The sequence below is a fragment of the Salinimicrobium soli genome, assembly GCF_048323655.1.
GTDB classification, from domain to species: domain Bacteria; phylum Bacteroidota; class Bacteroidia; order Flavobacteriales; family Flavobacteriaceae; genus Salinimicrobium; species Salinimicrobium soli.
The window spans coordinates 540,981-565,997 of record NZ_JBLUWW010000003.1; the positions used below are offsets into that span (position 1 = coordinate 540,981).

Here is a 25,017-nt window from a genome sequence, read left to right on the forward strand (position 1 = left end):
CTGTCTTTGCCACCGAAGTCTGAGGAAAAATAAGAGAGCAGAACGTGATGAGTGAAAAAGAGCAAAACCCCTACAGTGCACTTTTTGAAATTGACAAAAATCTCGACCGGCTGGTCAGAGAAATTGATGTCCTGAATTACCTGAATCCGTTGAACATTGAGCAGGAAAAGAAACGTTTCTTTTCTTCAAAATTTACGGAAGATCCGGTATTTAAGTACCGTAAGGTGAAATTTGATCCTTTCTGGTTACAGCGGCAATTCTTCAGTCAGCGGTTGGAAGACATTCCCGATGACGACATTCAGAAGTTGTATCACGATGCCATTTATGAGTATTCAGGATTGGTGCAATGTGTGGCTTCCGTAGGGCAGGAGAAAAAATTCTTTTATAATTCTCTTAGAGTTTTTGGAACACCCAAAGAAAAGGATGTCAAAAATGCCAAATTCATCCTGCATTTTCACAAAGAGGAAGATGCTGAAGAAATGGTGCCCAGGTATAATGCAGATCAGGCACAGGCTTATTTTCAGGCTTTTGGGGAGAAATATCCTTTTAAGTTCAAGATCAGGCAAAGCAACAGTATAACTGCAGCTGCCATGGCATTGAAAACCACCAAAACACTGGTTGTCAAAAAGAACAGAAAATTCAGTGACAATGATCTAAAGATCCTTTCGAACCACGAGATCGGGGTGAACATGCTCACCACCTTCAACGGATTAAATCAGCCGTTGCGAATTTTCTCCCACGGATTCTCCAACAATTACCTTACTCAGGCAGGATTAGCTGTCTTCAGTGAGTATATGAGTGACAGTTTGACCCTAAAGCGCATAAAAGAATTGGCCTATCGCGTGCTGGCGGCAGACAGTCTAATAAAAGGTTATTCCTTCAGCGACACTTTTGACCTGTTGTACAGCCAGTATAAGCTCGATAAGGAAACTGCCTGGTCAATTACTTTGCGGGCACATCGTGGTGGAGGTTTTACAAAAGATTACCAGTATCTGTCAGGGCTCAAGAAAGTCTATGACTATTATTCCGAAGGAAAGGATATGGGAATCTTGCTCACCGGTAAAGTAGCCATTGAAGATGCTGATCTAATTAAGCGTTTACAGGAAATGGGTCTTGCCGAAAAGAATAAATTTCACACGCATTCTTTCCACGAGAACAGGAACACAAATGAGAAATTGCTGTTCCTGTTGAGCAACCTTAAATAATTATTTCAGAAACAGGGATCTCAGCTCGGGAGTGGGGATCATACAGCTGTCCTTTTTGCCGAACCATTTGTAGCGGTTGCGTGCAATGAATTGATAGATACTGTCTCTAAGCCCTTCCGGAAGTGGTTTGAAGATACGTAACCAGGAATATCCTTTCAGGTGTTTCGCGATCTCAATAGCAGCTGTGGACTTGTGATAATAAGCTACTCCGGGCTCAATCAAAATCACCGAATCCAGGTTAGCAGTGTCAATACCACGTTCGTTTATGATCTGAAGCCCGATGTCACTTTGCAAAGGTGCAAAGCGAAAGGTGTCGTTCTTATCATTTTTGATCACCAGCTGTACGGCCCAATTGCACAAATTGCAAACCCCGTCAAAGAGGATGATCTTTTTATTCTCTGGAAAATTAACCATAATTTTTCTTTTTCTATTTTTTTCGTTGCACCAGCTCAAGTTGGTCTACAGATACCGAAGTCGTAAAAATTCCGTAGTTGACCTTTGCGGTCCCTTTTTCAATACTGTCAATACTGCCCACTGCTTTCCCGTCCTGCATCCGTACTTTATCGCCTACTTTGAGAACAGGCTTTGGCTTCGCAACATCTTCTTTCTTTTCTTTTTCCTGCTTTTCCTTTTTCTTCTTTCTGATCTCCTCAACCTGTTTTATAGCCTCGGCTTCTACTTTCTTTTCCTTTGCCTTTTCTGCTTTCTTTTCTTTGGCAGTTTGTTTTTTCCGTTTTGAATTTTCTACCTCAACAATTTTCATGAATTCGGCGATCAATTCCTTTTTGCGCTTGTTGGTGAAGTACTTTTCACTGATGTCATTGATCTTATTGCCAAGATAGATGAGGCGTTGATTACTGTCATATAACTCCTGAAAATTCTCCAACTTCTGCTGGATCCTTGCATTGGTCTCTTCCAGCTTTTTCTTTTCAGTTTCCGTTTTTTGCTCCTTGGTCTTTAAGGAAGTGGTAGTTTTCTGAAGTTTGGAGCGTTCCTTCTGAAGGTCTGCAATACTCTTGTCAAACCTGATCTTGCCGCGTTCTACTTTCTTTTTTGACCGGTTGATAAGGCTGTACGGAATGCCATTTTTTTGAGCTACTTCAAAAGTGAAGGAACTCCCGGCTTCTCCCATGTGTAGTTTATAGAGAGGTTCCAAAGTCTTGGAATCAAATAGCATGTTGGCATTGGTGACATGCGGCAGCTCATTGGCCAGCATTTTAAGGTTGGCGTAGTGAGTAGTGAGAATTCCGAAGGATTCTTTTTCGTAAAAAACTTCCAGAAAGGTTTCGGCCAGAGCCCCTCCCAGTTCAGGATCACTTCCGGTCCCAAACTCATCTATCAAAAAGAGGGTTTTTTCATCACATTTCCGAAGAAAATAATTCATATTCTTCAGCCTGTAACTATAAGTGCTCAGATGATTTTCAATACTTTGGTTGTCACCAATATCGGTAAGGATCTTATTGAAAAGACACACTCTGCTGTATTCATGCACCGGAATAAGCATCCCGCTTTGCAGCATCACCTGTAGCAGACCTACGGTTTTTAGAGTAATACTTTTTCCACCCGCGTTAGGGCCGGAAATGACAATAATGCGTTGTGCTTTATCAAGGTTAATCGTCTGCGGATAGGTCTTTTCTTTCTTTTTGCGATTGCTCACCAGCAGTAAGGGGTGATAGGCATCTTTAAGCTCGAGCTCCCGTTCTTTGGAGATCTTCGGAAGCAGCGCATTAATACTCATGGCGTATTTTGCCTTCGCGGCGATCACGTCTATATCACTTAACAGCTCTTGGTATTCCTTCAACAACAGACGATACGGGCGGATGAGATTCGTTAGAGCCTTCAGGATCCTTTTTATTTCCTCTTTTTCCTCATATTCCAGGTTATTCAGCTCCCGGGTGTGCATGTAAGTTGCTTCCGGCTGAATATATACGATACTTCCTGTTTTGGAATTCCCCAGAATTCCGCCTTTGACCTTTCTGCGGTACATGGCTTTTACCGCCAGCACCCGGATATTCTCTACTACGGTCTCCCGGATATCATCCAGGTATCCCAAATTGTTGTAATGGGTCAAAGCACTGCCAAAACTGGCGTTGATCTGCCCTTTTACATGATTTATCTTTCTTCGGGTCTCCTGAAGCAGGGGGGAAGCTTCGTCTTTTACCTCGCCATAACGGTCAATAACTTTGTTGATGTTATCGATGATAACACTGGTAAATTCTACTTCTGAAGTTCTTTGATTTAGATTAGGATATAATTCTCTGTGCTTATCAAAGAATTTGATAAGGGTATTGGAGGTTTCTGAAACTGAACTTATTTTTCTCAAAGCAGTGGCTTCGAGCATGGTATCCTCAATTCCGAGGAATCTTATTTCCTGGTCTATTGGGTCAAATCCATGATTGGGAATACGGCTTTCCTGTTGATGGGAAGAAACATATTCGTCGGTTTGATTAAGGGCAACAAGAGTTTTATCGTAGGAAGAATAAGGAACCAGTTTGAGGGCTTTTTCTTTTCCCGGAGCTGTAACCGTCAACTGACTCACCTGCTCACAGACAGCCGTAAATTCGAGATCAGTAAGGGTTTTTGCTGTTATTTTGATCATATATAAAAAACCTACATTTGAGGTGTCGCAATTTACTCAATATTATGACCGACTTCATAGCGCCTAATTGGAAAAAAAAGTTAAATGATGAGCTGGAAAAGCCATATTTTATTGAACTTTTAGAATTTGTCGAGAAAGAATACACTGAAAAAGAATGTTTTCCCGAACCCGAAAATATCTTTAAAGCTCTGGAACTTTCTCCCTTTGAAGACACCAAAGTAGTCATATTAGGGCAGGATCCTTACCACGGTTACGGGCAGGCTCACGGATTGTGTTTTTCGGTACAACCGGAAACGAAGGTTCCGCCGTCGCTCGTGAATATTTTCAAGGAACTGGAAAGCGATCTTCAAAAACCAATTCCAATCCACGGAAACCTTGAACATTGGGCAAAACAGGGAGTATTGATGCTCAATACCACCTTAACAGTGCGAAAAGGAGAGGCCGGCTCTCACCACGGGAAGGGATGGGAAAAATTCACAGATACTATTATCAAAAAGCTTTCTGAAGAGCGCGAACAGCTTGTGTTTTTACTATGGGGTGGTCCTGCACAAAAAAAAGGACGCAAAATAGATCATTCCAAGCATCTTGTGCTTACCAGCGGTCATCCTTCTCCGCTATCGGCTAACCGGGGCTACTGGTTCGGGAACAGGCATTTTAGCAAGACCAATGATTACCTGGTTTCCGTCGGAAAAAAGCCTATAGACTGGTAATTCTAGAAACGGTAACCAACATTCACTGCCGGAAGAATGACCAGGTCTGGGGAATTTTTGTTGAACAGGTTCCTTCCGAGGCCAAAAGAGACATCGATCAAAAAGCCCTGTTTCGCGACAAATTTTCCGCCGACACCAAAACCTAAAGCAAAATCGGTATAATCCAATTCTTCTTCCGTAGTTATTTTATTGCCCGTTAAAGGATCTTCCCTGGTGACATCTTTGTCATTGGTGCCGTCAGAGAGCATTCCAAAACCTTCGGCATAAAAGCCCCAGGCATTGTTCCCTTCTTCAAAAAAGAATTTGAACTTTCCGGTTATGGAAAGGTCCTTTGCATAAACCTTAGAAAGATCTACATCTTCCCCTTCATTTTTATTAAAAACCTTCGAAAATATTTCCACACCTACAGTGCTGTTCTCGTTCAATACCCGCTCATATGAAGCGTCAAGAGCACCAAAAACGAGTACGTTCAAAACGTTCAGACTTAATTCATTGTAGGAGGTGCGTCTTGGATAAAGAGTCTGTTCAGTTTCAGTTTCAGTTTCGGTTTCCTGGGCATTAAGGTTTGAAAATGGAAGAAGACTGGCAAGGAGGCAAACGAATAATAGTTTTTTCATGGGAGGGTTTTAATTGTTCAAGAGAAAATGTGAGTTTTCAAGTTTTTTTGGAATGAGGTCCAGTTCCAGAAGTTGCTCCTGTACTTTGTCGATTTCCATTATTGATATCTGTTTCTGACTCCATTCAGTGATTTTTAACCACTGAAGGATATCAGTCTTTTTTTGATCATATTTTTTGGATAAAGCCGTTGCAATACCCGGAATTTCTTTGAAATTCTGAGTTACAGAATTCAGGATTTTTAGCATCAGAAGAACGGTAGAATAATTTTCCAGGAATTCCTTTCTCACTGCAATGACAAAACAGGGCCATGGAGTTGGGCAATCGGCCAACCTTCTAAACACACCTTTATCTACAAAAGGTTTGGTGGTGAAATGTTCCCACAAGAAGTAGCCCGCTTTTCCGGCCTTCAAGGCTTCTATAGCGCCTTCTATAGTACCTACCTCTTCAAATTGCAATTGGTTTGGATCCCAACCCAGGTTTTTCGCATTTACGTAAGCCATTAAATGAGAACCTGAACCATACCGGCTTATTGCCACTTTGGTGTTTTTAAGGTCTTCGAGACTGCGGAATTTAGAATGAGCATCTACATGAATTCCCCATATTAGCGGGGAAGTAATATATTCCTGAACGATCCTGGCATCATTCCCGTTATGAATATCCTTGACAATACCTTCTGTAAGAATAACCGCTACGTCAACATCGCCATTTCGAAGAGCTTTACACATAGCCCCGGTGCCATCGGGATAATCCCTCCATTTCACGTCCAATCCGTTGTCCTTGAACTTACCTTCTTCGATACACAAATGCCAGGGCAAATTGAAATGCTCGGGAACGCCGGCCACTCTTATAGTTTTCATGCAGAATGTTTTTGTTTTAGATACATATAGATCTCGTATTGTGACCTAATGGCTTTTTCATTTGGTTTTCTATGGACGAATTCATTTTTTTCCTCAGCATCCTGTATCCTCGCTTTGACATTATCATCGAGCTGCAGTTGGAGTATGTGTTTAAATTCTTCAGCGATCTCCGGGTCATATACCGGAGCGATCACTTCAATCCTTCTGTCCAGGTTACGGGTCATCCAGTCAGCACTTCCAAAATAAAGTTCTTCTTCCCCGTCATTCTCAAAAAGATACATTCTCCCATGTTCCAAAAATCTATCTACGATGCTGGTAATATAGATGTTTTCGCTCATCTTTTCTATTCCGGGGATCAAACAGGTAAATCCGCGTACCAAAAGTCTCACTTTTACGCCTTCATTACTTGCTCTATATAGAAGCTCGATAATTTCCGGATCCTCCAGGCTATTCATCTTAGCCGTAATTCCGGACTTTTTACCCAGTCGGGCATTTTCGATTTCCCTGTTGATCATATCTGAAAATACCTTTCGGGTCGAAAAAGGTGAAATTAAGAGATGTTTTCCGCGAGGGATGATCAGTTCTCCTTCCAGCACCTGAAAGATCCTGCCCAGTTCTGAAGTGATCTTCTCATGAGCTGTAAAAAGTGCATGGTCGCAGTAGATAGCAGCGGTCTTACTGTTAAAATTCCCGGTCCCGATGTAGGCATAACCTTTTGGCCCGTCTGCTTCCTCACGGGTTACCAGAAGTATCTTTGAATGAACTTTAATTCGAGGATAACTGTAAATAACTTTTGCGCCTTCTTCTTCGAATTTCCTACCCCAGTCAATATTGTTCTTTTCATCAAAGCGTGCTTTGGCTTCAATAAAAACGGTTACACTTTTACCATTTTTCAATGCTTTGAGTAGGGCAGAGGTTACTTTGGATTCCTCAGCTATACGGTAGATGGAGATCTTGATCTCCTTTACCAGCTTATCTTCAGCAGCCTTTTCCAGGAAGTGTTCCACATAATCAAATGACATATATGGGAAGTGCAGGGAAAGATCCTGTTTAGAAATGGCATCAAAATAATCATCAGCATGCTCGAGAACCTTGTGTTTGATTGGAGGCAAGGGTTCAAAATGCAATTTAGGATTATCGGTAGGATCGGGAAAGGAGAAAAAATCACTGAAATTGTGGTATTTCCCTCCCGGCATCATATCAATTTTACCAAGTCCGAGGGTTTTTCGCAGGATCTTTTGATCCTTCTCAGGCATTTCGGCGTCGTACAACAACCGGGTAGGTTGTCCATCGGTGCGCTGTTTTAAAGATTCATAGATCTTCTCTGCCAAAACCCCGTCTACCTCATCATCTATATATAGCTCGGCATCGCGGGACATCTTGATCTCAAATATCCCTTCCACCTCATGTTCAGGAAATATTTCCGGAACCCGGGCTTTGATAAGATCATCCAAAAAAGTGATTTTATGCTCTTCTGTATTTGAAGAAAAAGAAACAAACCGGCCACATTCCTCCACTGGAATATTTACTACACCAAAATTGTCTTCATTTCGGAAGGTAACCAGGAAATAAAGGCGGTTATTTTCCAAAAAAAGGTCGCCGCCCTCCTCGTATTTTACGGTGATTGGTTTTATGCAGTTAGAGATCTTCCGGAAATATCTTTCAGCAAACTTTTCCTGGTGTTCATAAAACTGCTCCCTGTGAATTAGAAAGATCCCGTTTTTTTCGAGTTCAGGAAGGATAGATCTGTTATAGACTTTCCCAAACTTGTCCTGCTGCAGCTTCACCTCATGAAGTATTTCCTTGACGGTCTTACTGGGTTTTAGAGCCAGTTTCTTCCGGATACTTTTCTTAACCCTTTTAATTTGCCTTAACTGGGAAACCCTTACCTGAAAATATTCATCGAGGTTCATGGAGAAGATCGCCAGGAACTTCAGCCTTTCGTAAAGTGGGGTAGTGGGATCTTCTGCTTCCTGAAGTACTCTGTCATTAAAACTTAACCAATTTAGATCACGGTGCCTTAAATGTATTTCTTCAGGCTTTAGCATATATGGGGATTTACCCAAAAATACAAATATGAGGTACTTCCGGTTTTAATATTCTGTTAAATGAATTTACGAGGCGGCCAGCTTATCCAGTGTATACCGAATAAGGTTGTCAATGGCTTTTGCAGCATCCTTTGAAAAATTACCGGTAGCCCTGTTAGCTATGATCGCGTTAAGAGAAGCAGCCTTATGTCCTAATAATTTTGAGAGTCCAAAAATGGCAGAAGTTTCCATCTCTAAATTCGTGATCCTTTTTCCTTTGAACTCAAAGCTTGAAAGCCGCTCTTTCATATTCTGGTCGCGTAAAGGAAGTCTTAGAACCCGTCCCTGTGGAGCATAAAACCCAACATTGGATCCGGTGAATCCTTCAAAGACTTCTGGAGAATTGAAAATGGAGGCAAATTCCTGATCGCTTTCCACCACATAAGGTTTACTGTTTGCAGGATTTAGATCAAGGTGTTCTTCCAGGGCTTTATTGAAATCATGAAGCTGCACATCGTCACTTTGGTAAAAATGCAGAACCGTATCAAATCCCACTGCAAGTTTACTGGATACGATTGCATCTACGGGTATATCTTTTTGAATGGATCCCGAGGTTCCCACTCTAACAATATTGAGGCTGGTTTTTTTCTCCTTTATCTGCCTGGTTTCAAAATCAATATTCACCAGTGCATCCAGTTCATTGAGAACGATATCAATATTATCGGTTCCAATTCCTGTGGAGAGTACTGTAAGGCGCTTCCCTTTGTAGGTTCCTGTCTGGGTATGGAATTCACGCTTTTTTACAACGTGTTCTACATTGTCAAAATATTGGGTGAGTTTATCAACCCTGTCAGGGTCTCCAACAACTATTATTGTATCTGCAATTTGTTCGGGTCGTAGGGCAAGATGATAGATACTTCCATCTTTATTCAGAATTAATTCTGAAGCTGCTAAATGATTCATTTTATAACTTTAGTAGGTCGTGATTTTCGGAGTCATACAGGAAGTCATATTTCCGTACGCCCCCATAATATTCATTGTCTTTTAAAATTTGGTAGAAGTTTTGGGTGCCTTCCAGTGCTTTGATCCCATCCTTATTAATACTCACTCCGTTGGCCGATGTAGTGTAGAAAGGTCTCAATTTATGGATCACCCGCTGCATCTGCACATCTACATAGCCGTAGTAGCCCTGGTATTTCAGAGCATAACCAAGCAAGTGGTGCACAGAAGTGATTTCGTGTATTTGGATAAGTTTCAGCACATTCACCTCGAGGGAATTCAATCCGGTATTCGCATTGGGGAATCTTTCAATATGAGCACGGATGCTACTGGAGAGGTATTCAAAATTGGTGGTCCTTTTGATCTCAGATGCCAGTCGTTTCGGATTTTTACTGCAATACAATTCCCAGATCAACTGCGCGGTGCTTACATCATCTTCGCTCAGAGGGATACGGTGTTCGTAATGTTGCATAAGGTGCTTTCCGGAAAGTTCTGAGAGCGGTGACATTTCATCTTCTCCCTTAAGTTTCCTGCTGCAAACGAGCGATAATGGCTGCAATTTTTTGTTCTGCTGAAGAAAACTGATCAATGCCAGCATATTCATATGAGAAAAGAGGTCAAATTCAAACCATAGAACAATCTCTTCATAATTGTTTAAGGCCGCCAGTTTTTTGAGCTGCGCCACAAACTTTTCGTCATACTCCTTTTTCGGAATGTTGTAAGCTTCTTTGAGGAAAGTCTTCCGCAGTTTAATGAATTCTTCATCTCCCACATCCATAGAAGCAGGTCCTTCGCATAACATTTCTCGCCAGGTGATTAGATCACCGTTGATATCAAGGCCCTGGATCTTATCTGTAAGATCGTCGCCGTTGGTGATATGCAAATATTTTACTTCTTCCATGGAGTGTTATTTAACCGCCAATTCGTTTTACGCGGAAACCTTTTTCTTTCAAATGGGCCATCACCTTATCCCTTACATCACCCTGAATAATGATCTCACCATCTTTAACCGAGCCCCCAACTCCGCACTTTTTTTTGAGCTCTTTGCCAAGTGCATTAAGGTCTTCCTGAGAGCCAATAAAACCTTTGACCACAGTCACGGTCTTTCCACCACGTCCTTTGGAACTGTAGTGGGCCTCGAGAAGCTGTTCAGAAGGTTTTAGGGTTTCATCCTGATCGGCCTCATTATATTGATCGGGATCAAAACCATCATTTGTAGAAAAAACAAATCCTCCCAGGTCTTCCAGTCCGAGTTTTTTCTTTGCCATGGCTGATTATTTTTTCAGACCGATTTCTACAAGGCGCTGGTGAAGGAATTCTCCTGCAGTAATATCAGGATAGGCCTTTGGATGATCTTCGTCTATACATTCTTCAAGACAGTTCAACGGCATCTCGCTGCGAGGGTGCATAAAGAACGGAATTGAATATCGTGGAGTGTCCCATTCTTCTTTTGGTGGGTTTACCACGCGGTGAATGGTTGAACGCAGTTTGTTATTGGTATGTCTTTCGAGCATATCTCCCACGTTGATCACCAGTTCGTCTTCTTTTGGAATGGCATCAATCCATTCTCCATCTTTACGCAGTACCTGTAAACCACCTGTAGAAGCTCCCATCAAAAGGGTGATAAGGTTTATATCTCCGTGTGCACCTGCACGTACGGCTCCTTTAGGTTCTTCAGTAATTGGAGGATAATGTATAGGTCTTAATATACTGTTTCCATTGCTGGCCCAATGATCAAAATAATGTTCATCCAGTCCTATGTAAAGAGCAAGAGCGCGAAGCACATAGATACCGGTCTTTTCCAGCATTCTGTAGGCTTCCATCCCGGTATGGTTGAAATCTTTCAGTTCTTCAACCTGCACATTTGGAGGGTACTCTTCGGTTAAATTAGCGTCTTTGGTAGGTTCCTGTCCAAAATGCCAGAATTCCTTGAGATCGCCTTCTTTTTTTCCTTTAGCGTGCTCTTTTCCGAAGGAAATGTATCCACGCTGCCCGGCCAGACCTTCGATTTCATATTTCTTCTTGGTCTCCAGGGGCAGAGCGAAGAATGATTTTACTTCTTTATACAATTCGTCCACAAGATCATCACTTAAAAAGTGGTTCTTAAGGGCAACAAACCCTATCTCCTCATAAGCCTTCCCAATCTCGTTTACGAATTTCTGTTTGCGTTGCGGATCATCTGACAGAAAATCAGCCAGATCTACGCTTGGAATATTTTGCATCTCCATACGGTTCAATTAATTTAAACAACAAAGTTAAAGAAATTCCTAGGAGTTAGCTTCGGTTTATGCATTTCTTAATAAAGAGGAAGGCTATTTTAAGTACATTTGAGGTGGTAAATTTTAAATATGAACACACATTCCCCCCAACCTTCAGAAATGATCGCATATCAAAAACAGCATTTTTCGAACGACCGTTTGCTCGAACTTTACAAGGCTATGCTCAAGCCCCGGCTTATTGAAGAAAAGATGTTGGTGCTCCTGAGACAGGGCAGGATCTCTAAATGGTTTAGCGGAATTGGACAGGAAGCCATTGCAGCCGGTGTGACCCTGGCAATGAAGTATGATGAGTATATTTTACCAATGCACCGCAACCTGGGAGTGTTCACCAACCGGAATATTCCATTACACCGACTTTTTAGCCAGTGGCAGGGAAAGGCTTCGGGTTTTACCAAAGGACGGGATCGTAGTTTTCACTTCGGAACCCAGGAATACAAGATCATTGGAATGATCTCCCATTTGGGTCCCCAATTAGGAGTTGCCGATGGTATCGCGCTGGCTTCTAAACTGAAAAAGGAAAAGCAGGTAACTGCTGTCTTTACAGGAGAAGGAGGAACCAGCGAGGGAGATTTTCATGAAGCCCTGAACATAGCTTCGGTATGGGATCTTCCTGTATTATTCTGTATAGAGAACAATGGCTACGGACTTTCAACACCCACTTCTGAACAATATCGCTGCGAATACCTGGCTCACCGTGCAAAGGGTTATGGAATGGAAGCACATATTATAGACGGAAATAACATTTTAGAGGTATACAAAACGGTGAGCGAATTGGCAGAAAGCATGAGGGAAAATCCGAGACCTGTGCTTCTGGAGTTTCAGACATTCAGAATGCGTGGTCACGAAGAGGCGAGTGGTACTAAATATGTTCCTGCGGAATTAATGGAAGAATGGGCTAAAAAGGATCCAATAGATAACTATCAGAATTTCCTTTTTTCGGAAGGTGTACTTTCCGAAGAGCTTGACAAGGAATACAGGAAGGAAATTAAAGAGGAGATCGAAGAGGCCTTAAAAATGGTAAATTCCGAAGCTATTATAGAATTCGATGAAAGGAATGAGTTAAATGATGTTTTTGAAGGTTTTGAATATCAGGAGTTTGCGCCTGAATCTGAAACTGAAGAATTACGTTTGATAGATGCTATTTCGCAGGGGTTGAGACAGTCTATGCAGCGTCACCAGGACCTGGTACTGATGGGGCAGGACATTGCGGAATATGGAGGAGTATTTAAAATAACCGAAGGTTTTTTGGAAGAATTCGGGAAAGATCGTGTTCGTAATACGCCTATTTGTGAATCGGGAATAGTGGAAACGGCCATGGGCCTTTCTATTAAGGGAATGAAGTCTATGGTGGAGATGCAGTTTGCAGATTTCATCAGTTCGGGCTTTAATCCGGTAGTGAATTACCTCGCCAAATCGTATTATCGTTGGGCACAACGTGCAGATGTGGTCATCAGGATGCCTTGTGGGGCAGGAGTGGGGGCAGGTCCCTTCCATAGTCAGACCAATGAAGCCTGGTTTACCAAGACTCCTGGCCTTAAAGTTGTTTATCCTGCTTTTCCATATGATGCCAAAGGCCTTTTAAATACAGCCTTTAATGATCCCAACCCGGTGCTTTTCTTTGAGCACAAAGCCCTGTACAGGAGTATACGGCAGGAAGTTCCGAAGAACTATTATACACTTCCTTTCGGAAAAGCCGCAAAGCTAAGGGAGGGAAGCGATATCACAATTGTCACTTTTGGCGCCGGAGTGCATTGGGCGTTGAAAACTTTAGAAAACCATCCCGATATAAACGCCGACCTTTTGGATCTTCGCACTCTGCAGCCGCTGGATACTGAAGCCATTTTTGAATCGGTTAGAAAGACGGGAAAAGTCATCATTCTGCAGGAAGATTCAGTTTTTGGAGGTCTGGCATCAGATATTGCTGCCTTGATCGCTGATGAATGCTTTGAATCCCTTGATGCGCCTGTGAAGCGGGTAGGAAGTCTGGAGACGCCGGTACCTTTTTCAGCAGCTTTAGAAGAAGGATACCTTCCAAAGGCCCGTTTTGAGAAAGAACTCCTTTCTTTATTGCATTATTAAGAAAGAATTAGCTTCAGGAGCAGCTTGTTAGTATTTCTTTACAAATTTATTGTTAAATAAGTAATAATCTTTTGTTTAGCGGACAGTCGGAATGTAAATTAGACCAACTAATCACTAAAACTTACATTATGATACGACTGATCGTAATTTTCTTAATCATTGCAATTATTGCTGCCATCTTCGGATTTGGAGGAATTGCAGAAGGTGCTGCGGATATTGCCCAGATCATTTTCTACATCTTCCTTGTTCTGCTTGTCATCGCTTTGATTAGCCGACTTTTTAGAAGATAATTGAACATCACATCCAATGTTGATATGAGGGTTATTGATCCGTATTGACATTGGATTTTTTAAATATTAAAAAAAATAAATATGAAAAGAATTGTTGTAGCCCTTATAAGTCTGCTCCTGGTATCCTGTGGAACCAGTGCAGTTGTAAAGGAAGCCACCCAAACAATGAAAGGTGATTGGCGCCTTACAAGTATTAATTATCCGGGCAATGAAGAAAACCTTGATGTTACTTTATTTAATGACGTTCCTTCGGAATGTCTGGAAAACAGTAAATGGTTCTTTAGAACCAGTAATAATACAGGTTCCTACGAACCTGCAGGTATGTCCTGTACCAGTGGACCAAACTTCTTTATATGGTCCATTACAGAAATGGATGCCGCTGCAGGGAATTATGACCTTATGCTAAAACCTACTGATGCCGATTATGATTCTACGATGAACAATAAAGGATACAGGATCAATCTTGTTAACCTTACGGCAACCCAAATGGTTTGGGAACAAACCATCACTTTTGAAGGACAGCCCTTTACAATTCGAATGAACTTTAATAAACTTTAAACTATGAAAACGAGAATAAACAGAATTTTTGCAATCTTTTTTGCTGCAGCCCTCTTATTTAGCTGTGATGCGGCCAAAAACGCAAGTAATAAAGACAAAGGAGCCGTTATTGGTGCCACTGGTGGTGCCGTTATTGGCGGTGTTGTTGGAAACCAGGTAGGAGAAGGAAATACTGCTTTAGGCGCCATTATTGGTGGTGTTGTAGGTGGTGCTGCCGGAGCCTATATTGGAGACCGAATGGACAAACAAGCCCAACGTATAGAGGAAGAGATCCCCGGAGCTGAAGTAGAACGTGTAGGGGAAGGTATCAACGTCACCTTTGATGAAAAGAGTGGTGTTTATTTCGCTACAGATAAATATGCTATTGAAGGACAGTCCCGTGAGGCTTTAATGTCTTTGGCAAATATTTTTAAAGAATATCCAAAGACCAATATCCTTGTGGAAGGTCATACAGACAGCACAGGTAGCGATGCATATAACTTTACGCTTTCTAAGAATCGTGCACAGGCAGTTACCAATTTCCTTGTTGCACAGGGAATTTCCGGAAGCCGTGTCACCACAAAATGGTACGGTGAAAGTCAGCCAAAATATGACAACTCTACTGTTGAAGGAAGAGCCAAGAACAGAAGAGTGGAATTAGCTATTGTAGCTAATGAAGAATTAATCGAGGAGGCAAAACAAAAAGCCGGAAACTAAGAGAAATAACCACTGAAAAAGGCCCGGCTTGCCGGGTTTTTTTATATCCAATTTAAATTGAAAACACCAAAAATAGTTATAGTGGGTGGTGGATTGGCAGGTTTAACTGCTGCCATCCATTTGTCCAAAACTGGCCACAAAATAACTGTTTTTGAAAAGGAAAGTTATCCTCACCACAAAGTGTGCGGGGAATATTTGTCTGCTGAAGTACTGCCATACCTGGAATATCTGAAAATTCCTTTGGAGGCTTTGAACCCGGTGCGCATTAATCGGCTGCAGTTTAGCACCGTGAACGGGAGCTCCCTGGATACTGAACTTCCCATGGGAGGCTTGGGTGTTAGCAGGTATGCCCTCGACAATCTTTTCTTCCAGACTGCTTTAGAAAATGGAGTAGAGGTGTTGCAGGAAAAAGTACTGCAGGTGTCTTATGAGGAGAATGGTTTCAAAATAAACACCACTGCAGGTAATTATTCTGCATATATAGTTCTGGGAGCTTATGGCAAAAGATCCGGATTGGATCGCGAACTGGAGCGGCCGTTCTTTAAGGAACCGGCACCCTGGGTGGCCGTGAAAAGCCATTTTAAAAATGACACTTTTCCCAATGATCTGGTTGCGCTTCACAATTTTGAAGGTGGTTACTGTGGCCTCTCAAAAACGGAATCTGGTGCTGTAAATTGCTGTTACCTTTCCACCTACAAAAGTTTCAAGGCTGCTAAAGACCTCGATACTCATCAAAAAGAGGTGCTTCAAAAAAATCCTTTTTTGAAGCAGTTTTTTGAGGAATCAGAACAGCTTTTTAAAAAACCGCTGACCATTGCGCAGATATCCTTTAGTAGGAAAAATGCGGTACAGGACCATGTGCTGATGTTGGGAGACGCTGCAGGCCTCATACATCCCTTATGTGGCAACGGAATGGCTATGGCAATACATTCCGCTAAACTGGCTTCGGAAAGTATTATTAATGCTTTTGGATCTGGTACTTTGGACCGGGAAGTTTTAGAACAGCAGTACACCAAAAAATGGAACAGGGAATTCCACCGAAGGTTGACAGCCGGAAAATGGCTGCAGAAGGTTCTTCTGAATGATTCCCTGGCAGAGATGTCCCAAAAATTGATCTCAAAAATGCCTTTTTTGCTACCTGCTATTATTAAACAAACCCACGGAAAATTGGTGGTATGAGAGCTGACCGAAGCAGACAGACCGAGATCATGGATGACTTTGACCTGCAGGGGCCGGAGTTAAAGAAAACACTGGATGATCTTGACCGGGTCAATAAATGGCTGGGTGGAAATAAGATCACTCTTGACGGAATTGACAGGATCTTCAGCAGTGCCTGTTTTGCACAACCTGTAAACATTCTGGACGTGGGCTGCGGAAATGGTAGTATTCTGAAGGAAGTTGCCCAAATGGGAAGAAGGAAAGGAATTGCGATGCAATTGAAAGGAATTGATGCCAATCCTCATGCCGTTGAAATAGCGAAGGAAAATTGCACAGAGTTTCCGGAAATCACATTTGAGACACAAAATATTTTCACCGAAACCTTTGCCAATCAAAGACCTGATATAATTTTATGTACCTTAACGCTGCACCATTTTGAAGATAACGAGATCAAAGTTTTAATGCAGCGATTTTCGGATATGTGTATAATGGGAATCGTTGTAAATGACCTGCAGCGAAGCAGGCTCGCCTACCTATTGTTTCAGTTGTTTTGTGCAGTGTTCATCAGGAATGAAATAGCACGTGAAGACGGTCTCACTTCTATCCAAAAAGCCTTCCGCAGAGGGGAGCTTAAGGAATTTGGGCGTGGGCTGCAGGTAAGAAAACAGAAAATCTCCTGGAAATGGGCTTTTCGCTATCAATGGATATTGTGGAAGTAAATAATCCCCCGGTTTATGAGTGTACGAATTACCAAAGTGACAAAACAGGTTCCGGAATATTCCCGTGAGACTCCCGAAGTTATTCCCTTTGTGAAAACCTGGTTGGAAGGGCAGGAGGAAAGGTTCCGAAGAAAAGTGATTAAAATTTTTGAAGGGGCTGCAGTAGACAAAAGATATTCCATTATGGCTCCCGAAGAAGTATTTACTGCGACCTCTTTTGAAGAAAAGAATGCCATTTACTGTAGGGAAGCAAAGAAATTGGGAACTGATGTTCTACGGAAGGCACTTAAAAAAGCCAATTGGGAAGCAGATTCATTGGATTATATTATTACGGTTAGTTGTACCGGGATCATGATCCCTTCACTGGATGCCTATCTTATCAACGAACTGGGATTGCGACGGGATATTGTTCGTTTACCGGTGACCGAAATGGGTTGTGCAGCCGGAATTTCCGGAATTATTTATGCCAGTAATTTTTTAAAAGCTCACAAAGGGAAAAGAGCAGCCGTGGTGGCTGTAGAAAGTCCCACCGCCACTTTACAACTCGATGATTTTTCTATGGCCAATATGGTGAGCGCCGCCATTTTTGGAGATGGTGCCGCGTGTACTTTGTTATCTTCGGAAGAAAACGCTGAAGGGCCCGAAATAATTGGTCACGACATGTATCACTTTTTTGATGCTACACATCTTATGGGATTTGACCTCACCAACAACGGTCTCAAAATGATCCTGGATCCTGCAGTGCCAGAAACCATCGCCGAACATTTTCCGGAGATCATCCACCCGTTCCTGGAAAAGTATGGCAGCAGTATTGAAAAAGTAGATCATCTAATTTTTCATCCCGGTGGAAAGAAGATCGTGCAAACGGTTGAAGATCTTTTTGGTAACTTAGGAAAGAATATAGATGACACGAAAGAGGTACTGCGGTTATTTGGCAATATGAGCAGCGCTACTGTACTCTATGTTCTGGAACGTTTCATGGAAAAACCAATCCCGAAAGGGGAACAGGGCTTTATGCTGAGCTTTGGCCCGGGATTTTCTGCCCAAAAAATACTCTTGCAATGGTAAAAGAATTTGAAGGAAAAGATTACTGGGGCCTTGTCCTCGGAGGCAGTAGTGGCCTTGGTTTCGCCTCAGCCAAAAAACTCGCGCAACACGGAATGAACATCATAATCGTTCACCGCGACAGGAAAGATGATCTCCCCGAGATCAAGGAATCTTTTGAAGAGATTAGGAATCTGGGTGTACTGGTTCATTCTTTTAACGTGGATGCCACACGCCGGGAACGTAGAGAGGAGATCGTTGATGAAATGAAAGAGATCCTGGGTGAAAAAGGGAAAATAAGGACACTTTTGCACAGCATCTCAAAGGGTAATTTGAAGTCCATGTTGGGAGACGAGCCTACTTTAAAGAATGACGACTTTCAGCAAACCATAGATGCCATGGCCATCAGTCTCTATGATTGGACCAAACTTGTATTTGATCACGGTCTTTTTGCCAAAGACGGTAGAATTCTTTCCTTTACGAGTGAAGGCAATACAAAGGCCTGGAAAGATTACGCTGCGGTTTCAGCTGCCAAGGTCGCCCTGGAAGCAATAACCAGGAGCATTGCCCTGGAATTTGCTCCTGAAGGTATCAGGGCCAACTGTATTCAAGCCGGGGTTACTGTCACCCGTTCCTTCCAAATGATTCCGGGTTATGAGACTCTCAGGGTGCATGCGCTGAAGAGAAATCCATTCCGTAGGCTTACAACTCCTGCCGACGTTGGTAATGCCGTGTATTTGCTTAGCAAGGATGAGGCAAGTTGGATCACCGGAACCGTGATACCCGTGAATGGTGGAGAACATCTCAAATAGGATCAACTCTATGGCGACAGAACTTCCCAGAATGCACCAGGAAATAATCGATCAGCTCCCGTATGAATCTCCTTTTTTGTTTGTAGATGAACTGGAAGAGGTGCATGATAATGGAGTGACCGGTACTTTCACTTTTTCCCCTGATCAATTCTTTTACAAAGGACATTTTCGGGATAAACCGGTAACTCCCGGGGTGATTTTGACCGAATGTATGGCCCAGATCGGACTGGTTTCTCTGGGTATTTATTTACTCAGAGCTGAAGAATCTGAAGAAAGACAGGTCGCTTTGTCTCATACTGATGTACATTTTTACCTGCCGGTATTTCCCGGGGAGAAGGTTTGGGTGACTTCGGAAAAGAAATATTTCCGGTTTCAAAAATTGAAGTGTAAAGTTGAAATGAAGAACGCAGCCGGAAAATTGGTTGGACGCGGAGAGATCTCAGGAATGATCAGAAACTATGAATAGAAGAGTGGTTATTACCGGAATGGGGATCACCGCCCCGAATGGAATAGGTTTACCGGCCTTTGAAATAGCTTTAAAGGAAGGGATTAGCGGAATTAGAAAAGAGCCTGAACTGGAAAAACTTAAATTCAGATGCCAGGTTGCCGGAAGACCGCAAGTGACTGAAGAGATGCTGCAAAACAATTTCACCTCACTGGAACTCAAAGATCTAAACAGCAGCGGAATAGTATATGGAGTTCTGGCAGGTATGGAAGCCTGGAGGGATGCAGGCCTGGAAGGAGATAGTGATGAAACAGATTACGACTCAGGGATCATCTTCGGTACGGGCATTTTAGGTGTGGATAAATTCAGGGAAGCCATTCATCTAATTGATGATAAGAATACCCGTCGCCTGGGTAGTACCAGTGTGGTGCAAACCATGGCCAGCGGAATAAGCGCTTATTTGAACAGTAAGACCGGCTGCGGAAATATGGTCACCACCAATTCTTCGGCCTGTACTACAGGAACAGAAGCAGTGATACAGGCGTATGAACGGATAAAATGCGGAAAAGCGAAAAGGATCTTAGCCGGAAGTTGTGGCGAAAGTGGCCCATACATCTGGGGCGGTTTTGATGCCATGCGCATTCTTCCTTACCAGTACAATGAACGGCCGCAGGAGAGCTCTAGACCAATGAGTGCTTCAGCTGCAGGTTTTGTTCCGGGAAGTGGAGCAGGGGCATTGGTATTGGAAGAATATGAATCCGCTAGGAAGCGGGGAGCAAAGATCTATGCTGAGGTTCTGGGCGGCCATTTAAATTCCGGAGGCCAGCGGAATGGTGGAAGCATGACGGCCCCAAATTCAGAAGCGGTGGTGCGTTGTATTCAAAAAGCTATGGAAGAAGCAGGAGTTTCTCCTGGAGAAATAGACAGTATCAACGGGCATCTTACGGCCACTGGAAAAGATACTACCGAGATCAGGAACTGGAGCGAGGCGCTGCAGAGAAAAGGAAATGATTTTCCACTAATAAATAGCCTTAAAGGCTGGACCGGCCATGGGTTAAGTGCTTCCGGAAGTATGGAATGCGTGGCTGCAGTATTGCAGATCAAAAATGATTTTGTCTTTGGGAATGCGAACTGTGAGGACCTGCATCCCGACATTAAAGCAATTACCGGGCGCAGAAATGTGCCGACAAAAACACATTTTAGAAGAGTCAATACAGTCATTAAAGCCAGTTTCGGCTTTGGTGACGTCAACGGAGTCGTGGTTTTTAGAAGCCTTTAAACATGGATGAACCCCAAATAAATAATTATGATATGGAAACAAAAGAAATTATTTACTGCCTCAAAAAGATCGTGAAACCATATGTTCAGAATGACCTGGCTTTTCAGGAATTTGGAAAGGATACAGATTTTGTGAGAGACCTCGAGATCAATTCTGCCAATTTGGTAGATATTGTTCTGGATGTGGAAGATGAATTTGATATCGCCATAGATAATGAATCCATGGATAGTATGCTCACCGTGCAGGATGCTGTTCATATTATCAAACAGAAGCAAAAAGAGCAGTGATAGGCAACGATGTGGTAGATCTGGCCGTGGCCGCCGAACAAAGTAACTGGAGCCGGAAAGGATTTCTGGAAAAGGTCTTTTCTTCGGAAGAGAAGGCATTGATCAGAAATTCTGAAGATCCTCACAAAATGGTGTGGCTGCTGTGGAGCATGAAAGAAGCTGTCTACAAGGCCCACCAGCGAAAGTTTGATCTTCCCAGAAGGCTGTCCTGGCGGGATCTGATCTGTTTCGTAGAAAAGAACGAAAGGGGAGAGGTTACAGGAAAAGTGGAGCACCTGGGAAAAGTTTATTACACATTTTCAGAGGTCACGCAACACTACATCCATACCACTGCTATTGATCCTTCAGAAAGAGGTTCTAAAAAGCTCATTTTTGAAGCCTCTTCAGAAGTAATGAAACAAAAATTCCTCCAGGATATCAGCAAAGATTTTTCTGTTGAATTAGAGCTTCTGTGCCTGCAGAAAAATTCCGAAGGGATTCCAACAATATACTACAAAAATCATCCTTTTTTTACTGCTTTTTCACTGAGTAGCCACGGGAAATATGCTGCTTTTAGCCGGGCGTTAATGAACTGCTAAAGCCCAGTTAAACACTCCTAAATGCTTTGGCTGGATTTAGGTGTGGTTGTATATTTAAAATGAACCCAAAAACGAAAATCAATGAAGGAAGTAGATAAGAAGCAAGTGATAAGCAGCCAGTCGGCTGAATTTATTCAACAAGGGGAAGAAGGTAAGTTCCTGAAGATGATCCCCGATACTTTTATTATTAAGATGGAAGATGGCACTCAGGGCTATGCAATTCGGCACCTGAACAGGCAGGATATGCTTCTTATTGATACCACTAAAAAAGGAGCTGACAAAGGTATTAAGCACCTGGTGGAAGAAGGTTATAAGATCAAAGGAATACTGGTCACGAATAAGGAGGCGCTTCAAAAGACCTACGCTCCTTTGAAGACTATTTCTGAAGATGCCGGGGGAGCACCTATTTTTAGCCATCCGGTAAATAATGTAGACTCCAGTTTTAACGTGCGGGACATCAATGCCAAAAATGACATTTTTGAGCACTTTTCTGTTTCGCTCACCGATTTTCCTTCGGTTTCAGGAGAAACTGCCGTTGTGTATTCTGAGATCAATGAGGGAATGATCTTTGCCGGAAACAGTGTTGAAGCTACTCCGTACGACCAGGAAGGGAATGAGATCAAAAAGCCTGACCTGAAAAGTGAAAATAAGAACTATAGCCTTTCCGAAAGTTGGAGAACCTATATGAGAGAGTTTAGATATTTATTTCCCTACAGGGGAAAGCCAAAATTCAACCTTTCTGAAGGGCAACAAAAAGACCTGATTGTGAAGCTGGGAAGTACAGAAAGCATCGGTGGTAGCAATCCAAATTTATAGGAATACTATATCCCGGAAATCTAATTTTTGAGGATCTTGAAAAGGGCTATTCCTGAAGTAAGTTTACGTTATTCCCAATTTTTGATAGTTGATTCCTTTTAGGAAAGAAAATTCCGGGTAACGATTAGAATTTGCTTTTCGGATAGCCTCTCTTCTGTTTATTGATCGCTTTTCACTTCCTCTTCGGCTTTTTTTACCCTTTCTTCCTGTTCTCTGTCTTTATTTTTAGATTGGCTTTCATTTGGATCTTCATTTTGAGAATCACTATCTACTAAAGGATGATCGGTCTTCTTGAAGCCTACAATCTCTATCACATTTGCTATAGTTCCGTAGAGCATTGTGATGACAGCAATAAAACCACCTCCCAAAATAGCCGACATGGTAAGGCTCACATAATAAATAATGGAGAACCAGGACTGCGGTACCTCTTCAGATTCGGTAATGGGCAGGTTTAGGACCAGAAAGGTAAGAACGGCGGCAACAATCAGGATGGTATCTGACTTCGCTACAGTAAGTACGTGTGAATAATGAGCATTGGAAAGCCGTGTTTTTGCCGATCGGCTAAGGCTTATAAGAGTAAGCATTAAGGCAAGAATAGTTGATCCTCCTAAAATCACCGTATTACATAAAATGTTTATTCCGGAAAGGGAAGAGGTGAGCAATTCTTTTGCGTGGTAACCGGAAACTTCCCCAAGTATATAGGTAGCGGTTCCCAAAATTACTGTAGATACAGCTCCACCAGCAATTGCCCGTTTAACGATAAGATTCATTGACTCGAATTTTTGGTAATTCTGAAGTTAAATCTTTCTCTATTAAATTACTATAAGATATTGTTAAACCGCCCAAAGGTCTATCCGAATTTTGATAATTTGAAGGAAAGAAAAGCTAAAGATCATGTCCAAACTCAATGTTACCCAAAAACTGATTAAAAGCCATTTACTAAAGGGAGAAATGACTCCCGGAAAGGAAATAGGAATTAAAATAGACCAGGCTCTTCTACAAGATGCTACAGGAACTTTGGTACAACTCGAACTGGAGGCCATGGGCCTGGATAAGGCCAAAACAGAAGTAGCCGTTCAATACGTGGATCACAACCTTCTTCAAACAGATTTCAAGAACGCAGATGACCATGCATTCCTGTTGTCAGCTTCCCAACGCTTTGGGATCTGGTACAGCCGCCCGGGAAATGGAGTAAGTCACCCTGTCCATATGGAACGCTTCGGAAAGCCGGGGAAAACAATGGTTGGATCTGACAGTCATACTCCTGCAGCGGGATCATTGGGAATGCTCGCTATTGGAACCGGTGGTCTGGACGTGGCAGCAGCCATTGCCGGACAACCTTATTTCGTAAAAATGCCCCAGGTAATGGGAGTAAAACTTACCGGAAAGTTACCGGACTGGGTGAGTGCTAAAGATGTCATCCTTGAAATGCTTAGGCGCTATGATGTAAAAGGCGGGGTGGGTAAGGTAATTGAGTATTATGGAGACGGTCTCAAAGAGTTGAGCGCCATGGACCGACATGTGATTGCCAATATGGGCGCCGAACTTGGGGCTACCACTACAGTATTTCCCAGTGACCAGGAAACCAAAAGATTCCTGAGAAGTCAGGGGAGGGAAGAGGACTGGACCGAGTTGATTGCCGATGAAGGCTGCACATATGACCTTGAAGATGAGATCATTCTTGACGACCTCATTCCTCTAATAGCTTTACCTACGAGTCCGGGGAATGTGGTGCCGGTAAGGGAAGTCGAAGGGCAGGAAATTGGGCAGGTGGTAATAGGTTCATCTGCAAACCCGGGGATCAGGGATTTCTGGACCGCTGGAGCTATAGTAGCGGGAAAAGCCACCCGGGAGGAAGTTTCTTTTGACATAAATCCAACTAGCCGGCAGCTCATACAAAACCTGATAGATAATAAAGGTTTTGAAAACCTTATAGCCGCAGGAGCACGATTTCATCAGTCCGGATGTATGGGTTGTATAGGAATGGGACAGGCCCCGGCATCAGATACTATAAGCCTTAGGACGATGCCCCGTAACTTCCCCAGTCGTTCGGGAACCGAGGATGACCGGGTACATTTATGCAGTCCTGAAACGGCTGCTGCTTCGGCACTCACAGGAAAGATCACAGATCCGCGGGACCTGGAGAAGTTGTACGATATGAAATATCCGAGATATGAGTATCCCGAAATAGAGATCATCAACACCATGATGCTGGTAAAACCTCCCGAAGACGGTACCAAGGTGGAACTCAAAAAAGGTCCGAATATTAAGTCTCTTCCGTACATCGAGCCTTTAAGGGAGAGCTATAATGTTCCGGTTCTCCTAAAAATGGGAGATAATATTTCGACCGATGAAATTTTAAGAGCAGGAGCAGAGGTACTGCCTTTCCGTAGTAACCTTCCAGAGATCAGTAAATTTTCTTTTTCAGTTATTGATGATACCTTCTACGATAGGGCGCAGCAAGCCAAAACAGATTCTGGCGGACATATCGTGGTAGCCCGAGACAATTACGCACAGGGGTCGAGCAGGGAACACGCGGCACTTGCTCCTAAATACTTGGGACAAGTGGCTGTGATTGCCAATTCGTATGCCCGAATTGCATGGCAGAATTTGGTCAATTTCGGAATACTTCCGTTGGAATTCATTGATATTGCCGATTACGACAAAATTGAACAAGGCGATCTTGTTTGCTTTAAAAATCTAAGGGAAGATGTGCAAAACCGAAATAACATTCGGGTGATGGTCGAAAAAGCGGAAAAAGGAGCGAAGCCAATAGAGTTTGAGACTAAACACAGTCTTAGTGACCGGCAGATCCAAATATTACTGAAGGGTGGGATCATCAATGAATTCAAGGAACGATTGAGAAATCAGGATGTGCATGCCGTAGATAAAAACACCATTACAGATAATGAAAGGCAACAGATAAAATAGAAGACTCCAGAAAGTCTGAAAAAAGGCCGGG

26 protein-coding genes are annotated in these 25,017 nt (G+C 42.7%); 16 read left to right on the top strand and 10 right to left on the bottom strand.

Annotation, left to right across the window (positions count from 1 at the left end):
- The first annotated feature begins 47 nt into the window (after positions 1 to 47).
- Positions 48 to 1,205: a peptidase MATCAP family protein gene (locus ACNORC_RS11845; RefSeq protein ID WP_418335856.1), complete on the top strand. Its 1,158-nt coding sequence runs from the start codon at positions 48 to 50 to the stop codon at positions 1,203 to 1,205.
- Here the strand turns inward: ACNORC_RS11845 and ACNORC_RS11850 are convergent, their stop codons facing one another.
- Both ACNORC_RS11850 and ACNORC_RS11855 read right to left on the bottom strand, forming a co-directional pair.
- Positions 1,206 to 1,619 carry a thiol-disulfide oxidoreductase DCC family protein gene (locus tag ACNORC_RS11850; protein ID WP_418335857.1) on the bottom strand — a complete coding sequence of 138 codons (414 nt, stop codon included), beginning with the start codon at positions 1,617 to 1,619 and terminating at the stop codon, positions 1,206 to 1,208.
- Between the two features lie 13 nt (positions 1,620 to 1,632).
- Entirely contained in the window at positions 1,633 to 3,804 is a 2,172-nt protein-coding gene (locus ACNORC_RS11855) for an endonuclease MutS2 (protein ID WP_418335858.1), read from the bottom strand.
- A 44-nt stretch (positions 3,805 to 3,848) separates the two neighbouring features.
- On the opposite strand from ACNORC_RS11855, the gene ACNORC_RS11860 reads away from it, so the two are divergent.
- Positions 3,849 to 4,514 (top strand): uracil-DNA glycosylase, encoded by a 666-nt coding sequence (locus ACNORC_RS11860; protein ID WP_418335859.1) that lies wholly within the window; start codon positions 3,849 to 3,851, stop codon positions 4,512 to 4,514.
- Between the two features lie 2 nt (positions 4,515 to 4,516).
- On the opposite strand, the gene ACNORC_RS11865 is transcribed toward ACNORC_RS11860, so the two are convergent.
- The 7 genes from ACNORC_RS11865 to ACNORC_RS11895 form a co-directional block, all read right to left on the bottom strand.
- Positions 4,517 to 5,131 carry a hypothetical protein gene (locus ACNORC_RS11865; protein ID WP_418335860.1) on the bottom strand — a complete coding sequence of 205 codons (615 nt, stop codon included), beginning with the start codon at positions 5,129 to 5,131 and terminating at the stop codon, positions 4,517 to 4,519.
- A 9-nt stretch (positions 5,132 to 5,140) separates the two neighbouring features.
- A complete protein-coding gene (locus ACNORC_RS11870) occupies positions 5,141 to 5,989 on the bottom strand; it encodes a substrate-binding domain-containing protein (protein ID WP_418335861.1) in 849 nt (282 codons plus the stop codon).
- Positions 5,986 to 8,037 (bottom strand): polyphosphate kinase 1, encoded by a 2,052-nt coding sequence (gene ppk1 / locus ACNORC_RS11875; protein ID WP_418335862.1) that lies wholly within the window; start codon positions 8,035 to 8,037, stop codon positions 5,986 to 5,988. Before ppk1 ends, ACNORC_RS11870 begins: the two co-directional genes overlap by 4 nt.
- Before the next feature lie 66 nt (positions 8,038 to 8,103).
- On the bottom strand, positions 8,104 to 8,979 hold the full coding sequence (locus ACNORC_RS11880; protein WP_418335863.1) for a nucleoside phosphorylase: 876 nt from the start codon (positions 8,977 to 8,979) through the stop codon (positions 8,104 to 8,106).
- 1 nt (position 8,980) lies between these two features.
- Positions 8,981 to 9,916: a DUF1835 domain-containing protein gene (locus ACNORC_RS11885; RefSeq protein ID WP_418335864.1), complete on the bottom strand. Its 936-nt coding sequence runs from the start codon at positions 9,914 to 9,916 to the stop codon at positions 8,981 to 8,983.
- A gap of 10 nt (positions 9,917 to 9,926) precedes the next feature.
- On the bottom strand, positions 9,927 to 10,283 hold the full coding sequence (locus tag ACNORC_RS11890; protein WP_418335865.1) for a translation initiation factor: 357 nt from the start codon (positions 10,281 to 10,283) through the stop codon (positions 9,927 to 9,929).
- A 6-nt stretch (positions 10,284 to 10,289) separates the two neighbouring features.
- On the bottom strand, positions 10,290 to 11,237 hold the full coding sequence (locus ACNORC_RS11895; protein WP_418335866.1) for an isopenicillin N synthase family dioxygenase: 948 nt from the start codon (positions 11,235 to 11,237) through the stop codon (positions 10,290 to 10,292).
- A gap of 126 nt (positions 11,238 to 11,363) precedes the next feature.
- On the opposite strand from ACNORC_RS11895, the gene ACNORC_RS11900 reads away from it, so the two are divergent.
- From ACNORC_RS11900 to ACNORC_RS11960, 13 genes are all read left to right on the top strand, one after another.
- Positions 11,364 to 13,373, top strand: a complete 2,010-nt coding sequence (locus tag ACNORC_RS11900) for an alpha-ketoacid dehydrogenase subunit alpha/beta (RefSeq protein WP_418335867.1) — start codon at positions 11,364 to 11,366, stop codon at positions 13,371 to 13,373.
- Between the two features lie 128 nt (positions 13,374 to 13,501).
- Entirely contained in the window at positions 13,502 to 13,663 is a 162-nt protein-coding gene (locus ACNORC_RS11905; protein ID WP_029033028.1) for a DUF1328 family protein, read from the top strand.
- An 81-nt stretch (positions 13,664 to 13,744) separates the two neighbouring features.
- Entirely contained in the window at positions 13,745 to 14,221 is a 477-nt protein-coding gene (locus tag ACNORC_RS11910; RefSeq protein ID WP_418335868.1) for a lipocalin family protein, read from the top strand.
- A 3-nt stretch (positions 14,222 to 14,224) separates the two neighbouring features.
- Positions 14,225 to 14,917 (top strand): YiaD family glycine zipper/OmpA-like lipoprotein, encoded by a 693-nt coding sequence (locus ACNORC_RS11915; RefSeq protein ID WP_418335869.1) that lies wholly within the window; start codon positions 14,225 to 14,227, stop codon positions 14,915 to 14,917.
- Positions 14,918 to 14,974: 57 nt separating this feature from the next.
- Positions 14,975 to 16,096: an NAD(P)/FAD-dependent oxidoreductase gene (locus ACNORC_RS11920; RefSeq protein ID WP_418335870.1), complete on the top strand. Its 1,122-nt coding sequence runs from the start codon at positions 14,975 to 14,977 to the stop codon at positions 16,094 to 16,096.
- The gene (locus ACNORC_RS11925; protein ID WP_418335871.1) at positions 16,093 to 16,794 is read left to right on the top strand and encodes a methyltransferase domain-containing protein; all 702 of its coding nucleotides are present in this window, start codon (positions 16,093 to 16,095) and stop codon (positions 16,792 to 16,794) included. The genes ACNORC_RS11920 and ACNORC_RS11925 overlap by 4 nt, the downstream gene beginning before the upstream one ends.
- Positions 16,795 to 16,809: 15 nt before the next feature.
- Positions 16,810 to 17,862, top strand: coding sequence for a type III polyketide synthase (locus ACNORC_RS11930; protein WP_418335872.1), 1,053 nt, complete (start codon positions 16,810 to 16,812; stop codon positions 17,860 to 17,862).
- On the top strand, positions 17,856 to 18,650 hold the full coding sequence (locus tag ACNORC_RS11935; RefSeq protein ID WP_418335873.1) for an enoyl-ACP reductase FabI: 795 nt from the start codon (positions 17,856 to 17,858) through the stop codon (positions 18,648 to 18,650). The genes ACNORC_RS11930 and ACNORC_RS11935 overlap by 7 nt, the downstream gene beginning before the upstream one ends.
- Before the next feature lie 10 nt (positions 18,651 to 18,660).
- Positions 18,661 to 19,116, top strand: a complete 456-nt coding sequence (locus ACNORC_RS11940) for a 3-hydroxyacyl-ACP dehydratase FabZ family protein (RefSeq protein ID WP_418335874.1) — start codon at positions 18,661 to 18,663, stop codon at positions 19,114 to 19,116.
- Entirely contained in the window at positions 19,109 to 20,374 is a 1,266-nt protein-coding gene (locus ACNORC_RS11945; protein WP_418335875.1) for a beta-ketoacyl-[acyl-carrier-protein] synthase family protein, read from the top strand. Before ACNORC_RS11940 ends, ACNORC_RS11945 begins: the two co-directional genes overlap by 8 nt.
- A gap of 32 nt (positions 20,375 to 20,406) precedes the next feature.
- A complete protein-coding gene (locus ACNORC_RS11950) occupies positions 20,407 to 20,661 on the top strand; it encodes an acyl carrier protein (RefSeq protein ID WP_418335876.1) in 255 nt (84 codons plus the stop codon).
- A complete protein-coding gene (locus ACNORC_RS11955; protein ID WP_418335877.1) occupies positions 20,658 to 21,239 on the top strand; it encodes a 4'-phosphopantetheinyl transferase family protein in 582 nt (193 codons plus the stop codon). The genes ACNORC_RS11950 and ACNORC_RS11955 overlap by 4 nt, the downstream gene beginning before the upstream one ends.
- Before the next feature lie 81 nt (positions 21,240 to 21,320).
- Positions 21,321 to 22,055: a hypothetical protein gene (locus ACNORC_RS11960; protein WP_418335878.1), complete on the top strand. Its 735-nt coding sequence runs from the start codon at positions 21,321 to 21,323 to the stop codon at positions 22,053 to 22,055.
- Positions 22,056 to 22,213: 158 nt separating this feature from the next.
- Here the strand turns inward: ACNORC_RS11960 and ACNORC_RS11965 are convergent, their stop codons facing one another.
- Positions 22,214 to 22,825: a hypothetical protein gene (locus ACNORC_RS11965; protein WP_418335879.1), complete on the bottom strand. Its 612-nt coding sequence runs from the start codon at positions 22,823 to 22,825 to the stop codon at positions 22,214 to 22,216.
- Between the two features lie 124 nt (positions 22,826 to 22,949).
- On the opposite strand from ACNORC_RS11965, the gene ACNORC_RS11970 reads away from it, so the two are divergent.
- A complete protein-coding gene (locus ACNORC_RS11970; protein WP_418335880.1) occupies positions 22,950 to 24,986 on the top strand; it encodes an aconitate hydratase in 2,037 nt (678 codons plus the stop codon).
- The last annotated feature ends 31 nt before the right edge of the window (positions 24,987 to 25,017 follow it).

What these genes read in the sequence shown, in the direction of transcription:
- ACNORC_RS11850 (WP_418335857.1), bottom strand. Translation starts at nt 1,619, where the DNA reads ATGGTTAATTTTCCAGAGAATAAAAAGATCATCCTCTTTGACGGGGTT.
- ACNORC_RS11915 (WP_418335869.1), top strand. Translation starts at nt 14,225, where the DNA reads ATGAAAACGAGAATAAACAGAATTTTTGCAATCTTTTTTGCTGCAGCC.
- ACNORC_RS11905 (WP_029033028.1), top strand. Translation starts at nt 13,502, where the DNA reads ATGATACGACTGATCGTAATTTTCTTAATCATTGCAATTATTGCTGCC.
- ACNORC_RS11885 (WP_418335864.1), bottom strand. Translation starts at nt 9,916, where the DNA reads ATGGAAGAAGTAAAATATTTGCATATCACCAACGGCGACGATCTTACA.
- ACNORC_RS11950 (WP_418335876.1), top strand. Translation starts at nt 20,407, where the DNA reads ATGGAAACAAAAGAAATTATTTACTGCCTCAAAAAGATCGTGAAACCA.
- ACNORC_RS11880 (WP_418335863.1), bottom strand. Translation starts at nt 8,979, where the DNA reads ATGAATCATTTAGCAGCTTCAGAATTAATTCTGAATAAAGATGGAAGT.
- ACNORC_RS11940 (WP_418335874.1), top strand. Translation starts at nt 18,661, where the DNA reads ATGGCGACAGAACTTCCCAGAATGCACCAGGAAATAATCGATCAGCTC.
- ACNORC_RS11925 (WP_418335871.1), top strand. Translation starts at nt 16,093, where the DNA reads ATGAGAGCTGACCGAAGCAGACAGACCGAGATCATGGATGACTTTGAC.
- ACNORC_RS11935 (WP_418335873.1), top strand. Translation starts at nt 17,856, where the DNA reads ATGGTAAAAGAATTTGAAGGAAAAGATTACTGGGGCCTTGTCCTCGGA.
- ACNORC_RS11900 (WP_418335867.1), top strand. Translation starts at nt 11,364, where the DNA reads ATGAACACACATTCCCCCCAACCTTCAGAAATGATCGCATATCAAAAA.
- ACNORC_RS11960 (WP_418335878.1), top strand. Translation starts at nt 21,321, where the DNA reads ATGAAGGAAGTAGATAAGAAGCAAGTGATAAGCAGCCAGTCGGCTGAA.
- ACNORC_RS11965 (WP_418335879.1), bottom strand. Translation starts at nt 22,825, where the DNA reads ATGAATCTTATCGTTAAACGGGCAATTGCTGGTGGAGCTGTATCTACA.
- ACNORC_RS11855 (WP_418335858.1), bottom strand. Translation starts at nt 3,804, where the DNA reads ATGATCAAAATAACAGCAAAAACCCTTACTGATCTCGAATTTACGGCT.
- ACNORC_RS11930 (WP_418335872.1), top strand. Translation starts at nt 16,810, where the DNA reads ATGAGTGTACGAATTACCAAAGTGACAAAACAGGTTCCGGAATATTCC.
- ACNORC_RS11945 (WP_418335875.1), top strand. Translation starts at nt 19,109, where the DNA reads ATGAATAGAAGAGTGGTTATTACCGGAATGGGGATCACCGCCCCGAAT.
- ACNORC_RS11870 (WP_418335861.1), bottom strand. Translation starts at nt 5,989, where the DNA reads ATGAAAACTATAAGAGTGGCCGGCGTTCCCGAGCATTTCAATTTGCCC.
- ACNORC_RS11910 (WP_418335868.1), top strand. Translation starts at nt 13,745, where the DNA reads ATGAAAAGAATTGTTGTAGCCCTTATAAGTCTGCTCCTGGTATCCTGT.
- ppk1 (WP_418335862.1), bottom strand. Translation starts at nt 8,037, where the DNA reads ATGCTAAAGCCTGAAGAAATACATTTAAGGCACCGTGATCTAAATTGG.
- ACNORC_RS11845 (WP_418335856.1), top strand. Translation starts at nt 48, where the DNA reads ATGAGTGAAAAAGAGCAAAACCCCTACAGTGCACTTTTTGAAATTGAC.
- ACNORC_RS11895 (WP_418335866.1), bottom strand. Translation starts at nt 11,237, where the DNA reads ATGCAAAATATTCCAAGCGTAGATCTGGCTGATTTTCTGTCAGATGAT.
- ACNORC_RS11860 (WP_418335859.1), top strand. Translation starts at nt 3,849, where the DNA reads ATGACCGACTTCATAGCGCCTAATTGGAAAAAAAAGTTAAATGATGAG.
- ACNORC_RS11865 (WP_418335860.1), bottom strand. Translation starts at nt 5,131, where the DNA reads ATGAAAAAACTATTATTCGTTTGCCTCCTTGCCAGTCTTCTTCCATTT.
- ACNORC_RS11890 (WP_418335865.1), bottom strand. Translation starts at nt 10,283, where the DNA reads ATGGCAAAGAAAAAACTCGGACTGGAAGACCTGGGAGGATTTGTTTTT.
- ACNORC_RS11970 (WP_418335880.1), top strand. Translation starts at nt 22,950, where the DNA reads ATGTCCAAACTCAATGTTACCCAAAAACTGATTAAAAGCCATTTACTA.